A 19,452-nucleotide genomic window follows, 5' to 3' on the forward strand; every position below is an offset into this window, starting at 1 on the left:
TATGCACCAGCCGGGTGGGAGGAGGATACCCGGGGGCGCAGTATCAGGTTCGGGCCGGGGCAGGGAGGAGATTGCCCAAGGGCCGGAACCTAATTTCGAGGGTCAGACCGAAGCCTTGCGGGCAACGGACGAGATTTCCGAGCGGGAGATACCCAGGTCGGCCAGCTCACGGCTGGTGAGGCGGGAAAGCTCACGGTAGGTCTCCTGGTACTTGCGGTAGGAGCGGAGCTTATTGACAACGGTGCCAAGCATTTTCTTTTTCCATTTCATCTGTGAGGCGCCGCGCTCTGCATTTCGTTTAGCGGCGTGTCGCTCTCGACGACTTGAGAGATAGGTCATGCAGCCATGCGGGGGTAGAGGGTATCACGCATGTCAGGAATGCACATTTCGCGCAGCAGCATTAATTAGTCGCAAGACGTGGTTCTAACCGATGGCCAAATGTGGCGCTGATGTGGCGTGGAATCGCGATTTGGCTTGAAATCGGGCTTTTTCTGACGAAATTCCTGATGAAATGATGCGATTTCATCAGAAAATGATAATGCTGCATTGCAGCATGTCAGGCTTTCTGAAAGCCCCCCAAAGATTTTCTTTGCTTGCGGACGCCAGTTTTGGCGAGGCCGAAAAGGCGATCGGAGGGGCTTATTGGAAGTTATAACGATTAAAAAATGAATCGGTTTTGAAGTGGCGCGCATGGCATGCGCAGCAGGGGATATGAAAGTATCCCGACAAGAGAAGAAAATGACATCGTTGTCATCAAAGAATCGCGGTGGCCTCGCCCTTACGACTGTGATTGGCTCTGTGGTGCCGGCGCAGAAGCGCCACACAAGGCCGGCCCGAGACGCGACGCGGTGACGACGTTCACCTGCACCAAGTGTTTGCGTCCGGGCATGAAATCGGAGGTGCCTTCCTTGCGAACTCGTCCCGGGTTCGTCGGTGGAGCGCCTCAGGGGGAAGGAAAGGGATTGCTCTCATGAAGCTGGCTTCGCTCAAGGACCGGACCCGCGACGGGTCGTTGGTGGTCGTAAGTCGGGATCTGACACGCTTCGTGTCGGCCCGCCCGATTGCCGCGACGCTCCGGGCCGCGCTCGACGATTGGGAGCATGTGGCTCCGCGCCTCGCTGCGCTGGCCGAACAGCTCGAACTGGGCTCGGTGCCGTCGGAGCGGTTCCACGAAAATGATGTACTGTCACCGCTGCCGCGCGCCTGCCATTGGCGTTTCGGTGCCGCGGGCGCGAGCCGGGCGGAAGCGGGCGACGCCTTTGCGGCGCCGCGCGAGGCGATCGCCGTTGGCGGGTCAGTTTCGCTGTCGGTTCGTGCGGCAGCGCTGACGGACGATGTGGCCGCCGGCGCGAGCGGCGAGGCTGCGGCCGGCGCGGTGCTGCTGGTGACGCTCGCCTGCGATACTTATAAGGACAGCGACGGTGGCTACGCGGGAACGGCCTTCGCGCCCGTGGCTGTAACGCCCGATGAGCTGGGGGCTGACTGGTCGGCCGGTGGCTTCACGCCGCGATTGTCCGTGGGCGTCGACGGCAAGCCGGTGGAAGTGGCTGCTGCTAGCCGTCAGGATCTGGCTGCTGCCATCACGGCAGCTGCCTCGCACCACGCCCTCGGCGCTGGAAGCGTGATTGGCGGTACGGCGATCACCGAGCTCAAGGGGATCGGCGAAGGTGCGACGGTGCGCATTGCCGGCAAGGATGCCAAGGTGCACTCCATCTTCGGCGCCATCGAGCGGACGGTCTGATCCGCACGACGCAATCGACTGGCGCGTGCGTTCGGCTTGCGCCAGCGGTTCCCAGATCAGACGCTGTGTCGCCTGATACATGGCGGCGAGCCGTTGGCGGTCCGGGTGGACGCGCCGGCGCATCGCCAGCGGCAACGGCGCCTCTTGTGTGCCGGATGCATCTCGGCTGATATAGCCGCATGATTATCCGATCGCTCGCAACAACGAGTCCGGTGGCAGCCGTGGAACGGCTCTCCGGGCTCGGACGCGTCACCTTTCTCGATAGTGCCATGGCCCATCCGACGCTGGGGCGCTTCTCCTTTGTCGGCGTGGATCCGTTTGCCACCTTCCGCGTGGAGGACGGGCGCTGCCTGTGGAACGGCGAAGAGGTGCCGCAGGAGCCGGACGACAACCGGTTGCCGGGCCATCATGCGCTCGGGGTGCTGAAGCAGCATTTGCAACGCTATCGTCAGGCGCGCGTTCCCGGCCTGCCGCCGTTCCAGGGCGGGGCTGCCGGCTATATCGCCTATGACTTCGGCCGCTTGCTGGAGCGCTTGCCGGAGCCGGCGCAGATGCAGGCCGGCGTTGCCGAGGCTGAACTGCATTTCTATGACGTGGTGCTGTCCTGGGATCACCGGGAAAACAAGGCCTGGCTGATCTCGACGGGATGGCCGGAGACCGATCCGGTCAAGCGCGAGCTGAGGGCCATGGAGCGCGCCGATCGCTTCGAGGAACTGCTTGTGACTGCTGCGCCGACCGACACGGATGGACCTGGCACGGCGGATCTGGACTGGGTGAGCAACCTGGGGCGCGAGGGCTTCGAGGCGGCGGTCGGGCGGACCATCGACTATATTCTCGCCGGCGACATCTTCCAGGCCAACATCACCCAGCGCCATGGCGCAAGGCTTCCGGACGGCTTCGACGCCTGGGCCTTCTACAAGCGGCTGAGGCGGATGAATGCGGCGACCTTCGCCGCCTGGCTCGACTATGGCACGCTGAAGGTGGCGTCCTCGTCGCCCGAACGCTTCGTGCAGGTCTATGACGGGCGCGTGGAGACACGGCCGATCAAGGGCACGGCGCGGCGCTCGACGCTGCCGATGGAAGACATGCACCTGGCGGCGGCGCTCAAGGCGTCGGAGAAGGATCGCGCCGAGAATGTGATGATCGTCGACCTGCTGCGCAACGACCTGTCGCGGGTGTGCCGGCCGCACACGGTGCATGTGCCGCAGCTCAACGGGCTCGAGAGCTATGCCAGCGTGCATCACCTCGTCTCGGTGGTGACCGGTGTGCTGGAAGAAGGGCTCGACGCCGTGGACCTGATGGGGGCGGCCTTTCCGGGTGGTTCGATCACCGGGGCACCGAAGATCCGGGCCATGGAGATCATCACCGAGCTCGAGGGGATCGAGCGTGGCATCTATTGCGGCTCGATCGGCTATTTCGGCTTCGACGGGGCGGCCGATACCAATATCGCCATCCGCACGGTGACCTTCGTGGACGGCGAAGCGATCGTCTGGGCCGGCGGCGGCATGACGGCGCTGTCCAATCCTGCCGATGAGTATGAGGAGGCGGAGACCAAGGCGCGGCGCGTTCTGCAAGCCTTCGAGCCGGAGACGTCCGGCGGGGAGGGGCAGCCATGATCCTCGTCATCGACAATTACGACAGCTTCGTCGGCAACGTGGCCCGTTACTTCCGCGAACTTGGCAAGGAGACGCTTCTGGTGCGCAATGACGCGGTGAGCGTCGCCGATATCATTGCGCTGAGACCTCGGGCGGTGGTGATCTCTCCCGGGCCTTGCAGCCCGAAGGAAGCGGGCATTTCCAATGCGGTCGTGGACGTCCTGTCCGGTCGCATTCCGATCCTGGGGATCTGCCTTGGCCATCAATGCATCGGCGACGTGCAGGGCGGTGTGGTGCGGCGGGCGCAGGAGCCGATGCACGGGCGGGCTTCGATGGTGACGCATGACGGGTCCGGAGTTTTCCAAGGGTTGCCGAATCCCGTGCGTGTGGGACGTTATCATTCGCTGATCGTCGAGGTGGATGAGACCACATCGCCGCTCAGGGTGACGGCACGGTCGGAGAAGGGCGAGGTCATGGGCCTTGCGCATCGGGAGCATCCCACCTTCGGCGTGCAGTTCCATCCGGAAAGCATTCTCACCGAGGGCGGGCATGCCATGCTCGCCAATTTCCTGCATATTGCCGCCGAATGGGCGGGGGAGCACGGCGGCGCATGATACTCGTCAACGGCACGTTCCACGAGGCAAGCAAGGCGGAATTCGACTATTCCGACAGAGGCTTCACGCTGGCTGACGGGCTGTTCGAGACGATTCCGGTGCTGGCGGGCGACATCTTCATGCGCGACGCCCATATCGACCGGCTGGAGCAAGGGCTGTCGGTGCTGGGCTTCTCGGTGGTGCGTTCCCGGATCGAGGCGGATCTGGCGGCCATGGCGGCGCGGGCGCTGGATGGCTATGGCGTGTTGCGTCTGACCGTGACGCGCGGCAGCGGTGCGCGCGGATTGATGCCGCCGGTGGGGCCGAAGCCGACGATCGTCGTGTCGCTGGCGCCGTTCAATCCGGCGCTGGTGATGGAGCCGACGACGCTGGCGGTGTCGACGATCCGGCGCAACGAGTTCTCGCCGCTGTCGCGGCTCAAGTCGCTGAACTATCTGGACAACATTCTGGCGCTGCGCGAGGCGGGCGAGCATGGCGCGCGCGACTGCCTGATCCTGAACACGCGTGGGCATGTGGCGTGCAGTTCGGTGGGCAACGTGTTCATGGTGTCCGGCGACCGGCTGGTGACGCCGCCGATCGAGGATGGCGTGCTCGCCGGGATCACGCGCCTGCTGGTGCTGCGCTACGCGGGGGAAATGAACCTCAAGGCCGAGGAAGCAAGCCTGACGGTGGATGACCTCAAGCGCGCCGACGCGGTGTTCCTGACCAACTCCGTGCGGTTGGTGCAGCCGGTGCACCGGCTGGAATCGACGCTTTACCAGCGAGATTTGCCAGCATTGATCACACGTAGCCACAACCTGAAGAAGATTATCAGCAGGTATAACAACCATAGGCTTGACTAAGATCCGCGGAAACTTATCCTCCTCGTCTGCAGGTGGCTGCATCATTGGCAGTACACGCCTTTCGAGGGGGATTTCATGCCGATCAACAGAGCTTTCTTCTTTCAGCAGATCCGCACCAGCCTGTTCACCAACAAGCTGTCGCAAGGGCAGGTGGACGGGATCAATTTCATTCTGGACGAGTGGGAAAGCCGGCATGCCGGCAAGGACGACCGCTGGCTCGCCTATGCGCTGGGAACGGCGTTTCACGAGACGGCCTTCAAGATGCAGCCGATCGACGAGTTCGGGTCCTCGGCCTATTTCGAGCGGCGATATGGCCCGTTCGGCGACAAGCCGCAGCGGGCGAGGGCGAATGGCAATACGGAAGCCGGCTTCGGGGCGAAGTATCACGGCCGTGGCTATGTGCAGCTGACCTGGAAGAACAATTACGCCGCCATGTCGGCGGTTCTGAGCCTGGCTTTCGGCAAGTCCATCGATCTCGTTGCCAATCCCGACGAAGCCAAGTTGCCCGCTTATGCGGCGGTCATCATGTTCCATGGCATGGAGCACGGGACTTTCACGGGCCGGAAGTTCGCCGACTATTTCACGGCCAAGCCGAACGGCCAGCCGGACAAGGATGATTGGGTAGGCGCGCGCAAGATCATCGTTGGCACCGACCACGACATCGACATCGCGGCCTACGGGCGGAAGTTCTACGCGGCGCTCTCCTATTTGCACTGACGCAATGTTGATGACAGGCCGGCCTCGACGCTGATGGTGGGATTCGGATAAGACAAACTCCACCCCAAGCGCCGAGGCGGGCTTTGATGCAGACCGATGTGACCATTTTCGCAGCCTTCATGGCGGGCTTGCTCTCCTTCGTGAGCCCTTGCGTGCTGCCGCTGGTGCCGCCCTATCTCGGCTTCATGGCCGGCGTTTCCATCGAGGAACTGACCGGCGAAGCGGCGGAGCGGCCATGGCGGATCAAGGGCAGGGTGGTGGGGGTTGCCCTGGCCTTCGTGCTGGGATTCTCGACGGTGTTCGTCAGCCTGGGTGCGACGGCGTCGGCCTTCGGGCATCTGCTGATCGCCTGGAGCCAGGTGCTCGGCGTGGTGGCCGGGCTTGCCATCATCGTCATGGGCCTGCATTTCCTCGGGCTGTTCCGCATCGCTGTGCTCTATCGCGAAGCGCGGTTTGGTGCGGCAGGCGTCAAGGCCGGGCCGGGCGGTGCCTATGTGATGGGGCTGGCCTTTGCCTTCGGCTGGACGCCCTGCATCGGGCCGATCCTGGCGGCCATCCTCTCGGTGGCCGGCAGTTCGCAGACGGTGACCGAGGGGGCGCTGCTGCTGGCGATCTATTCGGCGGGCCTCGGCGTGCCATTCCTGATCGCGGCCATGTTCGCGGCCAAGTTCATCTACCTGTTGCGCGGATTCCGGGCACATATGGACAAGGTGGAGAAGCTCATGGGCGTGCTGCTGGTGCTGACCGGGGTGCTGTTCCTGACGGGCGGCATGCAGCGGGTGTCCTTCTGGCTGCTCGAGACCTTTCCGGCGCTGCAGAGCATTGGCTGAAAGCGCCGCTTGGCGACCGGCCGTGTGCAGCGCACGCATTTTTGTCGTCCAATGGGCGTTTCGGACAAAAAGGCGCTTTTCCCTCGGGGGCGAATTGATCTAGAAGCATGGACCCCGTGCGGTGGTTTCGCGGATGCGTGACGCCGTAACGTGGTTCCTATCGAGGTTGAACCGATGAGCAATACAGAGTTCTACAAGATCAAGCGCCTTCCGCCGTATGTCTTCGAGCAGGTCAACCGTCTCAAGGCAGCCGCGCGAGCTAATGGCGCAGATATTGTCGACCTCGGCATGGGCAACCCCGACCTGCCGACCAACAAGTTCATCGTCGACAAGCTGGTGGAGACCGTGCAGCGGCCGGACACGCACGGCTATTCGTCGTCGCGCGGCATTCCCGGTCTGCGCCGGGCGCAGGCGGCCTATTATGCGCGCCGCTTCAACGTGAAGCTCAATCCGGACACGCAGGTGGTGGCCACGCTCGGGTCGAAGGAAGGCTTCGCCAACATGGCGCAGGCGATCACCTCGCCGGGCGACGTGGTGCTGTGCCCGAACCCGAGCTATCCCATCCATGCCTTCGGCTTCCTGATGGTGGGTGGCGTGATCCGCTCGATTCCGGTGACGCCGGGACCGGAGTTCTTCCACGCGCTGGAGCGCGCCGTGGTGCATTCCATCCCCAAGCCGATCGCCATGATCCTGTGCTATCCGTCCAATCCGACGGCGGAAGTGGTGGAGCTCGACTTCTACAAGGACGTCGTGGCCTTCGCGCGCAAGCATGAGATCTATGTGCTCAGCGATCTTGCCTATTCGGAGATCTATTTCGACGGCGTGCCGCCGCCGTCGATCCTCGAGGTGCCGGGCGCCATGGACGTCTGCGTGGAGTTCACCTCCATGTCCAAGACCTTCTCCATGGCCGGCTGGCGCATGGGCTTTGCCGTGGGCAACGAACGGCTGATCGCCGCACTCGCCCGCGTCAAGAGCTACCTCGACTATGGCGCCTTCACGCCGATCCAGGTGGCGGCCGCCGCCGCGCTCAACGATCCGGATGCCGACAAGCACATCGACGAGGTGCGCCAGACCTATCAGCGCCGCCGCGACGTGATGGTGGAGAGCTTCGGCCGGGCCGGCTGGGAGATTCCGGCGCCGCGCGCGTCCATGTTCGCCTGGGCGCCGCTGCCGGAGAAGTTCCGTTCGCTCGGCAGCCTGGAGTTCTCCAAGCTGCTGATCGAGAAGGCCGACGTGGCCGTGGCGCCGGGCATCGGCTTCGGCGAGCATGGCGACGGCTTTGTCCGTCTCGCGCTCGTGGAAAACGAGCAGCGCATCCGCCAGGCCGCCCGCAACCTGCGCCGCTTCTTTGACAGCGCCGACGAGACCATGCACAACGTCATTCCGATCACCGCACGCGGCTGATCGGAAGTCTCGCTCGTTTGATACAGTTCGCCAGTTTCAGTTCGGAAAAGTCCATGTCCAAACCGCTTCGCCTCGGGATCGCCGGCCTCGGAACCGTTGGTGCGTCCGTCGTACGCATCATCCAGTCGAATGCCTCGCCTCTGGGGCTGCGCGCCGGGCGTCCCGTCGTGGTGACGGCCGTGTCGGCCCGCAACCGTTCCCGCGACCGCGGGATCGATCTCAACGGCGTGTCCTGGCATGACAATCCGGAAGATCTGGCGCGCGATCCCAACGTGGACGTGGTGCTGGAACTGATCGGCGGCGCCAGTGGTGCCGCCGAGGCCGTGGTGCGCGCGGCGATCGAAAACGGCAAGTCGGTGATCACGGCCAACAAGGCGCTTCTGGCGCGCATCGGTGTGGAGATCGCCCGGCTGGCCGAGGCCAAGGGGCTCTATGTGGGCTTCGAGGCGGCGGTGGCCGGCGGCATTCCGGTGATCAAGACGCTGAAGGAAAGCCTTGCGGGCAACAACATCACTCGCGTCTACGGCATTCTCAACGGCACCTGCAACTACATCCTGACGCGCATGGAAAAGGAGAGCCTCTCCTTCGACGTCTGCCTCAAGGAAGCGCAGCGGCTCGGCTATGCCGAGGCAGACCCGACCTTCGACGTGGGCGGGTTCGACACCGCGCACAAGCTCGCCATCCTGACCAGCCTCGCCTTTGGCGTGGAGGTGGATGCCGAGGCCATCTACGTGGAAGGCATCACGTCGATCTCGCTGGCCGACATCAAGGCGGCGGACGAGCTGGGCTATCGCATCAAGCTGCTCGGCGTGTCGCGGCGCACCGATACGGGCATCGAGGCCCGGGTGCATCCGACCATGGTGCCGAAGGGGTCGTCGGTTGCCCAGACCGAAGGTGTGCTCAATGCGGTGGCCTTCGATGGCGACGCGCTGGGCGAAGTGGTGCTGGTCGGCCCCGGTGCCGGTGGCAATGCCACGGCCTCCTCGGTGATTGCCGATATCGTCGATGCGGCGCGCGGCCACACGATGCCGATGTTCGGCCTGCCGGCGAGCGAGCTCAAGCCCTATCAGCGTGCAGAGATCCAGGCGCACAAGGGCGGCTACTATGTGCGCCTTGCGGTCTATGACCGGCCCGGTGCCTTCGCCAGCATCGCGGCGCGCATGGCCGAGCACGCCATCTCGCTGGAATCCATCGTGCAGCATCGCCGGGACGCGATGCCTGAAGGGGCGCTTGCCGACGCCTCGGTACCGATGCCGCAGCCGGTGGTTCTGATCACCTACGCGACCACCGAGACGGAAATTCGTGCAGCGCTTGCCGAAATCGAAAGCGATGGGCATATCGCGGCGGCGCCGACGCTGATCCGCATCGAGAGCCTCTGAACAAACGAAAGTCGACATGATGCCCGCGCGGGGGCGGGCATCGATTTTTGCATGGCTCAGAGAAAATATCGTTTGAAATGGCGCGTTTCAGCTAAGTCGTTATAGGCAAAGCAATTTACCAATCCTTTTTTTCGACGTCCGAAAGATCCCGACTGCTCCATTTGTTGCATTGACGTCGCATTGATTTGCGAACTACTGCCTTGAGCCGGGGCTTGGCCGAATCCGGGTTGCGCGCTTTTTGCATGGGTAAGCCCGAACGCGCGCAGCGTTTGTTACCGTTGCTCTGAGTGCGGGAAGATTTCATGTCGCAGAAATTCGCCAATTCGCTTGATCGTATCCTCACCCTCGAACTTGCGCGCGTGACCGAGAGGGCTGCTGTGGCGGCCGCTCGTCTGCGCGGGCACGGCGATGAGAAGGAGGCCGATCAGGCGGCCGTGGACGCCATGCGGCGCGAACTCAACCAGCTGCCGGTGCATGGCACCGTGGTGATCGGCGAGGGCGAGCGCGACGAGGCGCCGATGCTCTTCATCGGCGAAGAAGTGGGCACCGGCAAGGGGCCGCGCGTCGATATCGCGCTGGACCCGCTGGAAGGCACCACGATCTGCGCCAAGAACCTGCCCAACTCGCTGGCGGTGGTGGCGATTGCCGAGCAGGGCGGCCTGCTCAATGCCCCGGACGTCTACATGAACAAGATCGCCATCGGCCCGGGCTATCCGGCCGGCCTGATCGATCTCGATGCGACGCCCACCGAAAACCTCAAGGCGCTGGCCGATGCCAAGGGCTTGGCGATCAACGAGATCAACGCCTGCATTCTCGACCGTCCGCGCCATGCGCGCCTGATCGAGGAAGTGCGCGCGACCGGCGCCTCGATCCGTCTGATCGGCGATGGCGACGTGGCGGGCATCATCCACACGACGGAGCCGGAAGAGACCGGCATCGACATCTATCTCGGCATCGGTGGCGCGCCTGAAGGCGTGCTGGCCGCAGCTGCGCTGCGCTGCATCGGCGGCCAGATGCAGGGCCGTCTGGTGATCAACCGCCCCGACCAGATCGAGCGCGCCAAGCGCATGGGCATCACCGACGTGAACAAGAAATACACCATGGAAGAGATGGCGCAGGGTGACGTGCTGTTTGCTGCCACCGGTGTGACCGACGGCAACATGCTGCCGGGCGTGAAGTTCATCCGCGACAAGATCATCACCAGCACCGTGGTGATGCGCTCCTCCACCGGCACCGTCCGCTGGATCAAGGCGTCGCACGTGGACCGCGTGAAGGTGCCGCTGGTTTGATCACCTGAAGGGTCCGGAAGGTGCCAGATGACCGCGACGCCCGAAGCCTTTGCCCACACGCCCTATGACGGTTCACGCAAGCCGTTCAGTATCGGACTGTCGCCGCTCGATCTTGGTGACTGGATCGAACCTGATGCGGCCTTTGCGGACGATCTGGCCCTGAAGGCGAAGCTGTTCGCAGAGAAGCCGGGCGACGTGTTTGGCGCGGAAGCCGGCACGGAGGCGACGCAGGCCGAGGTTCTGGAACTGCTCTCGGCTCATTTGCCGGCGCGGTTTCCGGAGCTCTACCAGGCGACCGCCGACGGTGTGCGCGTGGTTGGCGCACCGGCCGCAGGGGCATCGGCCGGCGAGCCCCACCTTATGCGGGCGGCGCGGCTGGTGCAGGAAGATCTGGCGCTGATGCGCCGGACCGACGAAGGCTGGCGGCTGGTGGCAGCGGCGCTGTGCTTTCCCTCGTCCTGGTCGATCCACGAGAAATTCGGACGTACGCTCGACGGCATCCACGAGAATGTGCCGGGCTATGCGGGCAGCATGGCCCAGCGCATGGCCCGCATTTTCGACTCCCTGAAGGTGGAGATGCCGGTGTGGCGGCTCAACTGGTCGATCTATCCCGACCGCGAGCGGCACCATCCCGAAACCAAGCAGCTGCCGCGCAACTGGTTCCGCGCCGACGGTTCCATCGATCCCGCCCGCATCTTCGTGCGCGTGGAACGGCAGACGCTGCGCCGTCTGCCGGTCAGCGGCGACATCCTGTTCACCATCAAGATCCTCGCCGATCCGCTGGCGGCCTTCCGCGAACACCCTGAGGGCAAGCGGTTGGCGGCGGGGCTCCGGGATCAGATCCTGGCGCTTGATGCCGATCAGCTGGCCTACAAGGCGCTGACCGCCCACCGCGACGCCATAGTGCGCCTGCTGGACGAACTGGCGGGCTGAGGCCCTCGTTCCCTAAATCACTGATCTGTCGGCCTATTCTGGCCATGTGGCTGGTTCTTCAGCATGGAGAGCCGGCGGCCGCTTTTTGCACGCATATACAACCAATAATAGATTTTATGGAATTGTACCTATTTTTGTTGAAAATGATCTTAATGCGTGTAATACTGAAATAGGTAATCAAAAATTGCACTCAGAAATTGTACCCGGTTGTGATGGCGACCGGGGAGGGACGGTCGTGTCAATTCCAGGGGGGCAGGCATGGAGATTTTCAGTTGGATTGAAGCGCTTGGCGCTGGATGGTCATGGCAAGTGGTTGTTCCCGCCCTCATCGCCGTACTGACGCCGGGGATCGTCATCTTTGCGCGCAACGAAGTGCGCTGTCAGCGACTGGCGCAAATCCTCTATTTCTCCAAGGTCTTTCCACAGGCGGCGCAACCGAACACCGGCAGCTCCTTGGCCAATCCGTCCTTTGAGTTCGTCAAACTGAAATATACCTATGATCTTCCGGGGGTTATGGCAGAAAACGTCGAAGACGAAAAGTTGATGTCGATGGTAAAGCGGAAGAGTTTCGGTCATTCAGATCGTGTGTTGTTCTACTCGTCGGTCGGATACATGCTTGTCTGCTTTTTCGGATTTTCGGTTGTATTGGCAGGGGTTCCCAGCTCCTTTTCTAGTGATCACGCCCCGTTGCAGAGTTGGTTTGCGTGGCTGAGCAGTTCCGTCCTGATCTCCGGCGGCTCGGGGGGCGAGGGTAAAGCGCTGACTTCGGAAGGCATTCGCAGTTTGACCATCGCAGGTATGGCCTTTCTTGGTGCCTATATCGCCTCTGTCCGGCAATTCGTGCGCAGCCTGCTTGTGTTTGATCTGTCGACAGCGACCTTTGTGCGCCAGACGATGGAGATCGTCAGTTCGATGGTGCTCGTTACGGTGCTCTACAGAACTTTCCCGGACCCGGGGCAGGTGCCGGCGCAGCTTTATGAGGCCTTGGTCCAGCCCGGGGGGCCGTCTGCGTCCCCGGCAGAGCATGATGTGTCGAAGATCTGGATTGGCCTCGCCCTTGCCTTTGGAGTGATGCAGGAGAGTTCGCTGCTGTTCATTCTCGAGAAGTTCAAGGACTTCATGCCTTGGCTCAAGCGGTCAGATGACCGCTTCATGGCGGTGACAAGCTCGACCCCACTCGAGGTGATTGACGGGATCACCTTCCCGATCCGCTATCGGTTGCAGGAATGCGGCATCGATGAGGTCCAGAATCTCGCGACCTACAATCCGATCATGCTGCACATCGAGTCGCCTTTCGGCATCTATGAGACCATTGACTGGGTGGGGCAGGCGCAACTGTGCTGCGTTGTCGGGATCGAACGCTTCCTGTTGATGCGACAACTCAACCTTCGCACGATATTCGATCTCGAACGCGCTGTGCGCAGCCGGCATGCTCCGCCGGAGTTCGACCGCATTCTCGCCTGCGTTCTTTTCTCGACGAATGAACGACTTGAACAACTGACCAAGTTGAGTGGCCTGAAGATTTCGGCGCGAGACGGGACGGGTTCAAAGCCGTTGGAGTTGAGCGCGTTTCTCTCCTGGGCCTACGACCAGATCGGAAAGAACGACATCCAGGACAGGTCGGATGAGAAGAGGTTGAGCGAGTTCGTGGAGCATTTCATGCGACTGATCGGGGATGATCTGCATGTGCGCCGGCTTCGCCGCATATGGTGTGATATCTCGGAGAGCCTTGGCTCTGCCGGCGTTTGCCTGCCGGACGATATCGACGCTCCCCCTGCTTCCTGACGGACAGGAACTCTCCGGCAGAAGCCTTATTGCAATCTCGCAGGGGCAATTTGGTTCGACAAAATGATACCGGCGGGGTTGATCCCGCCGGTCGCATTTCACGATCGATGACAGCTGGTTCGCTGCTCAGTTGCCGCCACCGTGATTGTCCAGCTCACCGTCGTCGTGGTCATGGTGATTGTGGCCGGGCCCGAGATCGACGTCCTCGTTGACGTGCTGGCGCTTGCCGGCGCGGGCGGTGCGGATGGCGGTCAGCGGCTTGAACCAGCCGTCGGTGATGTAGACCATGCCGTTGAGAACGTCGCCGGTCTGGGTGACTTCGCCGAAGATGTTCAGCGTTTCGGTGGCGGCGGCGTCGGAGAGAGTGCCGACCACATGGCAGTTGGCGTCCACCGTGAAGGCGCCGGTCACATCGAAGGAGGCGGCGTCGACTTCGGTGGCGATGCAGGTGGCGTCGGAGATGGCGCCGGTGCCATCAACGACCAGCGAACAGGAGAGATCGCCGATGGAGTTGTCGGCCTTCAAATAGGAAAAAGTGGTCGCCCACTTGCCGGCGAGCTGCTTGGTCTTGCAGCCCTTGCCACCGTCGTCACCATGGCCATCGGCAAATGCCAGCGAGGAAGACGCAACGAGAATGGCCGCAGCAATGTTCAGAATCCGCATCTGTATCCCCCAGGGTTTCGCGATTGACCGTCGGAAGCGCTGAATGCGCAACGACATTTACCTGCCCTTGAGGACGATGGATCTCATGGAGAATTTCTCCCGTCCATTCGTTTCCATTGTTATACTTTTCGGATTGTGAAGACGCAGCGTGCAATTGTTTGCGTCGGGGGTATTCCTTAAAAATCAGCTTTTTGCCTGGCAAATGCTGACACATGATGCATTCGTCATGTGTCTTGCCATGGCAGCGGAAATGGGAGAGCCAGTCCTTCAGCCCTCCCAACAATGGGGCGTTTCAGCGGGCAGCAGCCTGCAGTTCGGCAGCAATCTTGCCGAAAGCCTGGACGAGGATGTCGCTCGACTGGGCGCCGGAGATGGCGAACTTGCGGTCGACGATGATGCAGGGCACGCCGCTGATGCCGAGGGCGGAAGCATGGGCGATGTCGGCCTTGACGATCTCCACGTCGGCGCCGTCGTCGAGCTTCATGGTGACTTCGTCCTCGTCGAGGCCGACGGTTTCGGCGGCGGCGATGAGCACATCCTGCTGGGTGAGGTCGGCGGCGTCCTCGAAGTAGAGCTTGAACAGATGCTCGACCATCTCGTCGCCGAGCTGGGCTTCCTGCGCCCAGCGGATGAGGCGGTGGGCGTCGAGGGTGTTGGGCACGGTGGGGATGGCGTCGAAGGCATAGGCGATGCCGACATCGCGGCCCATGTCGGTCAGGCGGGCATGCGCTTCGTCGAGGGCGTTGCGGTCGGGGAACTTGCCGCGCATGTAGGCCTGACGCTCGGCGCCGGCCTTGGGAAGGTTGGGATCGAGCTGATAGGGGCGATAGGCGATGGAGAAGTCGATGTCGGGCAGCTCCTCCATGGCAGCGTCGAGGCGGCGCTTGCCGAGGAAGCACCAGGGGCAAACGACATCGACGATGACGTCGAGGTGGAGGCGGGGCTTGTTCATGGGATGGATCCTTGGATGGCGGACGGGTCAGTCCGAGATCGGGATGCGCCGGACCATGGTCGGCACGATGAGGCGATGGAAGGGCAGCACCAGGGCCAGATAGGTGCGGCCAAGGAGATTGTGGGTCTTGACGACGGTGGAGACCGAAACGTCGGTGTGATCGGCGGCCGGGTTGGCGTCGATGACGATGCGGAAGTCGAGGTGCTTGTCGTTGAAGCCGAGGATGACGCGGTTGGCGGTTTCGGCAACGACGGGGAAGTTGCCATAGTCGCGCCGGGCGCCGGGGGCGTTCGTACTGCCGGCGACCTTCAGGCCGACAAAGGCGCCGAGGCGGTTGCGGAGCGCGAGCAGCTTGCGGAACCAGGCCGGCGATCGGGCGAAGGAACGCCGCGCAGCTTCCGGCGCGGTCAGGACCGCTTCGTCGACCGTTGTCCGGTAGCTGTCGGCAAAGGTGAAGCCGGGCAGGACGGCGACGACGGAGGCGTCGGGCTCGATCGGGGTCACGGAAGTCATGGCGGCGCTCGCGATGGTGTGGTGAGGGAAACTAGACCGCCCGACGGGGCTGGGCGATTCACTTGCGCGTTATCAACCGAGAAGATGGCCGGCGATGAGGGCGGCGTGTTCAGCGGGGCGCTCGATGCAGGGCAGGTGGGCGGTCTCCAGCATTTCGAGGCGGGCGCCAGGGACCGCCGCTGCGAGCGCGGCGACGACGGCGGGCGGTGTGGAGCCGTCATGCTGGCCGCCGATCACCAGGGTCGGCCGGGTGATGCGGGTGGCGTTGTCCCTGAGGTCGGCGTCGCGCAGGGCCGCGCAGGTGCCGGCATAGCCGATCCGATCGGTGCGGGCGAGCATGGTGGCCGCGCCGGCAACGTCGGCCGGGTTCGTGGCGTGGAAGGCGGGGGAGAACCAGCGTTCCATGGTCGCGTCCACCAGCGGGGCGGTGCCGCTGGCGCGCACCGTGGCGGCGCGGTCGGTCCAGGTTTGCGGCGTGCCGAAGACGGCGGCAGTGTTGGACAGCACCAGCTTCGTGACGCGCTGCGGCGCGTGCGTGGCTGCGACCTGGGCAATCAGACCGCCCACCGACTGGCCGACAAGGGAGGCGCGCTCAATTGAGAGCGCGTCGAGGAGGCCGATGAGATCGTCCGCGAGGAGGGTGCCGGAATAGTCGCCAGGGCTGGCGGTGGTCAGGCCATGGCCGCGCTTGTCATAGGTGAGGATGCGCGCCCGGTTGCCGATCGCTGCGACGACATCGTCCCAGATACGGAAGTCGGTGCCGAGGGCATTGATGAAGACGATGACCGGCGCATCGGCAGGACCGGTGAGACGATAGTGGACGTTAAGGTCGCCGACGGGAATGAAGGGCATTGGAGGCCTCTGAGCATGTGTGGTGACATTAGGCAGGACGAGGTCAGAAGAGAAGAGCGCATCAAGGTAGCTTAAGCGCTGATTGACCACGCCCATACACCCGGCCGCAAGATTGATGCGGCATGATCGCGGCCTGTCTCAACCGTCAGGATCTGATGATGGCCGCTGTCTCCGCCCTTGAAATCCACGCCTTGGCAAAGAGTTATGATGGCAAGCCGGCCGTATCCGGGCTGGATCTGACGGTTCGACCCGGTGAGTTCTACGCGTTGCTCGGGCCCAATGGCGCGGGCAAGACGACGACCTTGCGCATGGTGACGGGGCTCCTGAAGCCCGACAGCGGGGCCATTTCCGTCTGGGGCGTTGACGCGCTCAACGATCCCATTGCGGCCAAGCGGCTTATCGCCTGGGTGCCGGACGAGCCGATGATCTACGACAAGCTGACGCCGCTCGAGTATGTGGCCTTTGTCGCCGGGCTCTGGGGCGTCGAAGGAGCGGAGGCCGAGCGGGAGGCGGAGGCGCTGATCGATCTCGTGGGGCTGACGGCGCAGAAGCACCAGCGCTGCGAAGGGCTCTCCAAGGGCATGCGGCAGAAGGTGGCGCTGTGCGGTGCGCTGGTGCACGCGCCCAAGCTGATCATTCTCGACGAGCCGTTGACCGGGCTCGACGCGTCGTCTTCGCGGCTGGTCAAGGATGTGCTGAAGGCGCGCGTGGCGGCGGGAGCGACGGTGATCATGACGACGCATATCCTGGAAGTGGCCGAGCGCATGGCCGACCGGATCGGCGTGATCGCCGGCGGGCGGCTGATGGCGGAGGGCACGTTCGACGAGTTGCGCGAACGGGCCGGGCATGCCGGCTCGACGCTGGAAGAGGTGTTCCTGGAGATCGTTGCCGGCAGCGAGGTGGCGGCATGACAGAGCTGTCGGCCTCGCCCATGGAGCGCAAGGAAGTGCGCCGGCACCGGTTCAAGCCGCTCAGCTTCGGCTGGTTTGCCGCCCATGAGGCGCGGCTCGCCTGGCGCGAGTTCCTGTTCATCATGTCGGGCGGGCGCAAGGACGCTTCCTGGGGGCGGACGATCTGGGCACTGGTGTTCCTCGGTCTCCTGCATTGGGGGGCCTGGTATGTCCTCGGCGTCTACGCGCCTTTTCCGAGCGAGCCGACGCCGCATTTCCTGATGGTGCTGTCGGTGTCCGGCTTCTTTGCCTGGACGCTCATGCTGGCGCAGGCGCTGGAACAGGTGACGCGGGTGATCTACGCCCGCGCCGACCTCGACCTGATCATGAGCTCGCCGGCGCCGATGGCGCGCGTGCTGGGCTTGCGCATCTTCATATCCGCCATCTCGACGACGCTGATGGCCGGCATGCTGCTGATCCCGGTGATCGACGCCATGGCGATTGTCGACGGGCCGCGTTGGCTGATGGCCTATGGCGTGCTGTTTGCCGGCGGTGCCACGGCGGCGACGGTGTCGATCGGCGTGTCGCTCATGCTGCTCAAGCTGACGGGCGTCAAGCGCACGCGCACCATCGCGCAGGTGCTGGCGGCGATCATCGGGGCCGGCTTCACCATCGGTGCGCAGGTGGTGGGCATTCTCTCCATGGGCAGCAGCCAGCGGATGGCGGTGTTCGATCTTCTGGAGGACGAGGGGCGGTTGCCGGCTCTCGGCAGCCTGATCTGGTGGCCGGCGCGGGCGGCGTCGGGCGAGCTCTTGCCGCTGATCGCCGTGATGTCGCTGTCGCTGGCGCTGCTGGTGGCGGCGATCGGGGTCTCGGCGCGGCGGTTCGGAGCCTATGCCGGCGCCTTCACCGACGCGCCGCAGGGGCAGGTGGTGAACCGGCGGCGGACGATCGCGATCTTCAAGCCGCGGTCGGTGGCGGGGCATCTCCGGGTCAAGGAGCTGACGCTCCTCAAGCGCGACCCCTGGCTGCTGTCGCAGACGCTGATGCAGATCCTCTACCTGATCCCGCCGGCGCTGCTGCTGTGGACCAATACGGGCACGAGCACGGGCGTGGCGCTGGTGCTGGCACCGGTGCTGACCATGGCGGCGGGCCAGCTTGCCGGCGGGCTCGCCTGGCTGACGCTGTCAGGCGAAGACGCACCCGAGCTGATCGCGACCGCACCGGTTGCCTCCGGCACGGCGCTGAGGGCCAAGGTGGAAGCAGTGTTCATCGCCGTGGCGCTGCCGGTGACGCCGCTGCTGCTTGGCTTTGCGCTGGTGGCGCCGCTCAGCGCGCTGACGACGCTGGTGTTCATCGCCCTGGCCACCGGCGGGGCAACGGTGATCCAGTTCCTGTTCCGCAAGAGCGCCAAGCGCAGCCATTTCCGCCGCCGCCAGACCGCGAGCCGCATCGCCACCTTCACCGAGGCTTTCGGTTCGATCGGCTGGGCCGGGGCAGCAGCACTAACGGTGACGGGAAGCCTGTTGTGGACGGCAATCCCGATGGCACTGGCAGTGGGGTGTGTCGGGCTGGCGTTTCTGCTGCGGCCGCGGGGGTAGGGTGTTTGAGCGGTAGTTCTGAGTTTTCAGTCGTTTACCCCTCTCTCCAACTCTCCCCCGCAAGGGGGGAGAGGGCGCCAATTGGTTCAGTCCAGAGTCGAGTGGCCGCGAAGGCTCTGAATGAAATCTCCTAGTGCCCTGCTTCACCCAAACTGACGTTCGGCAGGGCACTCGTTTTTTGTGGTGCTGCGCTTCATCCAGCTTTTCGCTGCTTCGCTTCCACGTGGGAACGCAAGGCGGCGTTGATGTCGCTCTGGTATCCGCGTCCGTCCGGTGTGTTGTCCTTGAACCAGGCGAGCAGGTCGGCGTCGATGCGCAGAGTGATCTGCTGCTTGATCGGACGGAAGTGGGGATTGCGCCGGGCTGTTGCCCAAGCGTCATCGCTGAGCGGCGCAAGGTCGCCGTAGTCGATTGCCGCGTCGTCGAGCGCGGCCAAAGCGGCAATGTCGGCCTTTTCCGTGTCCGTCAAGGACGGAGGATTGGCCGGATCGAAGTCATGTTTGACGATCTTGCTCATAGTGCCTTCGCTCCCGCTTGTCGGCACGACGAGCCGAAATGATGCGGATGATCTCTTCGCCTTGGTCGTCCCGATCGGTATGTGCCACCAACAATATCACGGCTCCGCCGACTGAGCCGATCGTCTGATAGCGGTATTCGTAGCTTTCGATCCTATCCTGCAGTGTCAGAGCAAACGGATCAGCGAAGACGCGCATCGCCAGCTCGAAGCTGACGCCATGCTTGCGCTGGTTGGACGCAGCCTTATCGTCATCCAGTCGAACTTCACGATACCTCGCTGCACCATTCGGATGAGAAATGTAACTACATTTTTGTAGTTACACAAGGCTCGCGACT

At 63.5% G+C, this 19,452-nt stretch carries 20 protein-coding genes; 13 read left to right on the forward strand and 7 right to left on the reverse strand.

The features are described 5' to 3' along the window. Positions 1-102: 102 nt before the first annotated feature. Positions 103-339, reverse strand: a complete 237-nt coding sequence (locus tag L2I41_RS21595) for a DUF1127 domain-containing protein (protein ID WP_390633655.1) — start codon at positions 337-339, stop codon at positions 103-105. A 631-nt stretch (positions 340-970) separates the two neighbouring features. Here L2I41_RS21595 and L2I41_RS01155 point away from each other — a divergent pair. The 11 genes from L2I41_RS01155 to L2I41_RS01205 all read left to right on the forward strand — a co-directional run bounded on the left by L2I41_RS01155 (position 971) and on the right by L2I41_RS01205 (position 13,129). Continuing rightward, positions 971-1,741, forward strand: coding sequence for an FAA hydrolase family protein (locus tag L2I41_RS01155; RefSeq protein WP_237151662.1), 771 nt, complete (start codon positions 971-973; stop codon positions 1,739-1,741). A gap of 179 nt (positions 1,742-1,920) precedes the next feature. After that, positions 1,921-3,357: an aminodeoxychorismate synthase component I gene (pabB, locus tag L2I41_RS01160; protein WP_237151663.1), complete on the forward strand. Its 1,437-nt coding sequence runs from the start codon at positions 1,921-1,923 to the stop codon at positions 3,355-3,357. Further along, entirely contained in the window at positions 3,354-3,950 is a 597-nt protein-coding gene (locus L2I41_RS01165; protein ID WP_237151664.1) for an anthranilate synthase component II, read from the forward strand. Before pabB ends, L2I41_RS01165 begins: the two co-directional genes overlap by 4 nt. Beyond that, positions 3,947-4,792, forward strand: coding sequence for an aminotransferase class IV (locus L2I41_RS01170; RefSeq protein WP_237151665.1), 846 nt, complete (start codon positions 3,947-3,949; stop codon positions 4,790-4,792). Before L2I41_RS01165 ends, L2I41_RS01170 begins: the two co-directional genes overlap by 4 nt. A gap of 75 nt (positions 4,793-4,867) precedes the next feature. Beyond that, positions 4,868-5,509: a lysozyme family protein gene (locus tag L2I41_RS01175; RefSeq protein ID WP_237151666.1), complete on the forward strand. Its 642-nt coding sequence runs from the start codon at positions 4,868-4,870 to the stop codon at positions 5,507-5,509. An 86-nt stretch (positions 5,510-5,595) separates the two neighbouring features. Next, the gene (locus tag L2I41_RS01180) at positions 5,596-6,339 is read left to right on the forward strand and encodes a cytochrome c biogenesis CcdA family protein (RefSeq protein ID WP_237151667.1); all 744 of its coding nucleotides are present in this window, start codon (positions 5,596-5,598) and stop codon (positions 6,337-6,339) included. Between the two features lie 174 nt (positions 6,340-6,513). Next, a complete protein-coding gene (locus L2I41_RS01185) occupies positions 6,514-7,743 on the forward strand; it encodes an LL-diaminopimelate aminotransferase (protein WP_237151668.1) in 1,230 nt (409 codons plus the stop codon). Positions 7,744-7,796: 53 nt separating this feature from the next. Next, complete coding sequence (locus L2I41_RS01190) at positions 7,797-9,122, forward strand: homoserine dehydrogenase (protein WP_237151669.1); 1,326 nt, start codon at positions 7,797-7,799, stop codon at positions 9,120-9,122. A 302-nt stretch (positions 9,123-9,424) separates the two neighbouring features. Then, positions 9,425-10,411, forward strand: coding sequence for a class II fructose-bisphosphatase (gene glpX / locus L2I41_RS01195; protein ID WP_237151670.1), 987 nt, complete (start codon positions 9,425-9,427; stop codon positions 10,409-10,411). A 27-nt stretch (positions 10,412-10,438) separates the two neighbouring features. Beyond that, entirely contained in the window at positions 10,439-11,344 is a 906-nt protein-coding gene (locus tag L2I41_RS01200) for a heme-dependent oxidative N-demethylase family protein (protein ID WP_237151671.1), read from the forward strand. A 258-nt stretch (positions 11,345-11,602) separates the two neighbouring features. Next, positions 11,603-13,129 carry a hypothetical protein gene (locus L2I41_RS01205; protein ID WP_237151672.1) on the forward strand — a complete coding sequence of 509 codons (1,527 nt, stop codon included), beginning with the start codon at positions 11,603-11,605 and terminating at the stop codon, positions 13,127-13,129. Between the two features lie 126 nt (positions 13,130-13,255). Here L2I41_RS01205 and L2I41_RS01210 read toward each other — a convergent pair whose 3' ends face one another. The 4 genes from L2I41_RS01210 to pcaD form a co-directional block, all read right to left on the reverse strand. Continuing rightward, positions 13,256-13,792, reverse strand: a complete 537-nt coding sequence (locus tag L2I41_RS01210; RefSeq protein WP_237151673.1) for a hypothetical protein — start codon at positions 13,790-13,792, stop codon at positions 13,256-13,258. 292 nt (positions 13,793-14,084) lie between these two features. Further along, positions 14,085-14,744 carry a DsbA family oxidoreductase gene (locus tag L2I41_RS01215; RefSeq protein ID WP_237151674.1) on the reverse strand — a complete coding sequence of 220 codons (660 nt, stop codon included), beginning with the start codon at positions 14,742-14,744 and terminating at the stop codon, positions 14,085-14,087. Between the two features lie 27 nt (positions 14,745-14,771). Next, positions 14,772-15,257 (reverse strand): DUF2867 domain-containing protein, encoded by a 486-nt coding sequence (locus L2I41_RS01220; RefSeq protein WP_237151675.1) that lies wholly within the window; start codon positions 15,255-15,257, stop codon positions 14,772-14,774. 72 nt (positions 15,258-15,329) lie between these two features. Next, the gene (gene pcaD / locus L2I41_RS01225; RefSeq protein WP_237151676.1) at positions 15,330-16,109 is read right to left on the reverse strand and encodes a 3-oxoadipate enol-lactonase; all 780 of its coding nucleotides are present in this window, start codon (positions 16,107-16,109) and stop codon (positions 15,330-15,332) included. Between the two features lie 122 nt (positions 16,110-16,231). On the opposite strand from pcaD, the gene L2I41_RS01230 reads away from it, so the two are divergent. Further along, a complete protein-coding gene (locus L2I41_RS01230; RefSeq protein ID WP_237151677.1) occupies positions 16,232-17,020 on the forward strand; it encodes an ABC transporter ATP-binding protein in 789 nt (262 codons plus the stop codon). Beyond that, a complete protein-coding gene (locus L2I41_RS01235; RefSeq protein WP_237151678.1) occupies positions 17,017-18,600 on the forward strand; it encodes a permease in 1,584 nt (527 codons plus the stop codon). Before L2I41_RS01230 ends, L2I41_RS01235 begins: the two co-directional genes overlap by 4 nt. 193 nt (positions 18,601-18,793) lie before the next feature. Here the strand turns inward: L2I41_RS01235 and L2I41_RS01240 are convergent, their stop codons facing one another. Both L2I41_RS01240 and L2I41_RS01245 read right to left on the reverse strand, forming a co-directional pair. Then, complete coding sequence (locus L2I41_RS01240) at positions 18,794-19,117, reverse strand: BrnA antitoxin family protein (RefSeq protein ID WP_237151679.1); 324 nt, start codon at positions 19,115-19,117, stop codon at positions 18,794-18,796. Continuing rightward, a complete protein-coding gene (locus L2I41_RS01245) occupies positions 19,095-19,415 on the reverse strand; it encodes a BrnT family toxin (RefSeq protein ID WP_390633728.1) in 321 nt (106 codons plus the stop codon). Before L2I41_RS01245 ends, L2I41_RS01240 begins: the two co-directional genes overlap by 23 nt. Positions 19,416-19,452 lie beyond the last annotated feature (37 nt).

The organism is Oryzibacter oryziterrae (genome assembly GCF_021864535.1).
In the GTDB taxonomy this organism is placed as follows: domain Bacteria; phylum Pseudomonadota; class Alphaproteobacteria; order Rhizobiales; family Pleomorphomonadaceae; genus Pleomorphomonas; species Pleomorphomonas oryziterrae.

Bases quoted from the DNA above. Each gene is read 5' to 3' on its own strand.
- L2I41_RS21595 (WP_390633655.1), bottom strand. From the start codon at position 339: ATGACCTATCTCTCAAGTCGTCGAGAGCGACACGCCGCTAAACGAAAT.
- L2I41_RS01155 (WP_237151662.1), top strand. From the start codon at position 971: ATGAAGCTGGCTTCGCTCAAGGACCGGACCCGCGACGGGTCGTTGGTG.
- pabB (WP_237151663.1), top strand. From the start codon at position 1,921: ATGATTATCCGATCGCTCGCAACAACGAGTCCGGTGGCAGCCGTGGAA.
- L2I41_RS01165 (WP_237151664.1), top strand. From the start codon at position 3,354: ATGATCCTCGTCATCGACAATTACGACAGCTTCGTCGGCAACGTGGCC.
- L2I41_RS01170 (WP_237151665.1), top strand. From the start codon at position 3,947: ATGATACTCGTCAACGGCACGTTCCACGAGGCAAGCAAGGCGGAATTC.
- L2I41_RS01175 (WP_237151666.1), top strand. From the start codon at position 4,868: ATGCCGATCAACAGAGCTTTCTTCTTTCAGCAGATCCGCACCAGCCTG.
- L2I41_RS01180 (WP_237151667.1), top strand. From the start codon at position 5,596: ATGCAGACCGATGTGACCATTTTCGCAGCCTTCATGGCGGGCTTGCTC.
- L2I41_RS01185 (WP_237151668.1), top strand. From the start codon at position 6,514: ATGAGCAATACAGAGTTCTACAAGATCAAGCGCCTTCCGCCGTATGTC.
- L2I41_RS01190 (WP_237151669.1), top strand. From the start codon at position 7,797: ATGTCCAAACCGCTTCGCCTCGGGATCGCCGGCCTCGGAACCGTTGGT.
- glpX (WP_237151670.1), top strand. From the start codon at position 9,425: ATGTCGCAGAAATTCGCCAATTCGCTTGATCGTATCCTCACCCTCGAA.
- L2I41_RS01200 (WP_237151671.1), top strand. From the start codon at position 10,439: ATGACCGCGACGCCCGAAGCCTTTGCCCACACGCCCTATGACGGTTCA.
- L2I41_RS01205 (WP_237151672.1), top strand. From the start codon at position 11,603: ATGGAGATTTTCAGTTGGATTGAAGCGCTTGGCGCTGGATGGTCATGG.
- L2I41_RS01210 (WP_237151673.1), bottom strand. From the start codon at position 13,792: ATGCGGATTCTGAACATTGCTGCGGCCATTCTCGTTGCGTCTTCCTCG.
- L2I41_RS01215 (WP_237151674.1), bottom strand. From the start codon at position 14,744: ATGAACAAGCCCCGCCTCCACCTCGACGTCATCGTCGATGTCGTTTGC.
- L2I41_RS01220 (WP_237151675.1), bottom strand. From the start codon at position 15,257: ATGACTTCCGTGACCCCGATCGAGCCCGACGCCTCCGTCGTCGCCGTC.
- pcaD (WP_237151676.1), bottom strand. From the start codon at position 16,109: ATGCCCTTCATTCCCGTCGGCGACCTTAACGTCCACTATCGTCTCACC.
- L2I41_RS01230 (WP_237151677.1), top strand. From the start codon at position 16,232: ATGATCGCGGCCTGTCTCAACCGTCAGGATCTGATGATGGCCGCTGTC.
- L2I41_RS01235 (WP_237151678.1), top strand. From the start codon at position 17,017: ATGACAGAGCTGTCGGCCTCGCCCATGGAGCGCAAGGAAGTGCGCCGG.
- L2I41_RS01240 (WP_237151679.1), bottom strand. From the start codon at position 19,117: ATGAGCAAGATCGTCAAACATGACTTCGATCCGGCCAATCCTCCGTCC.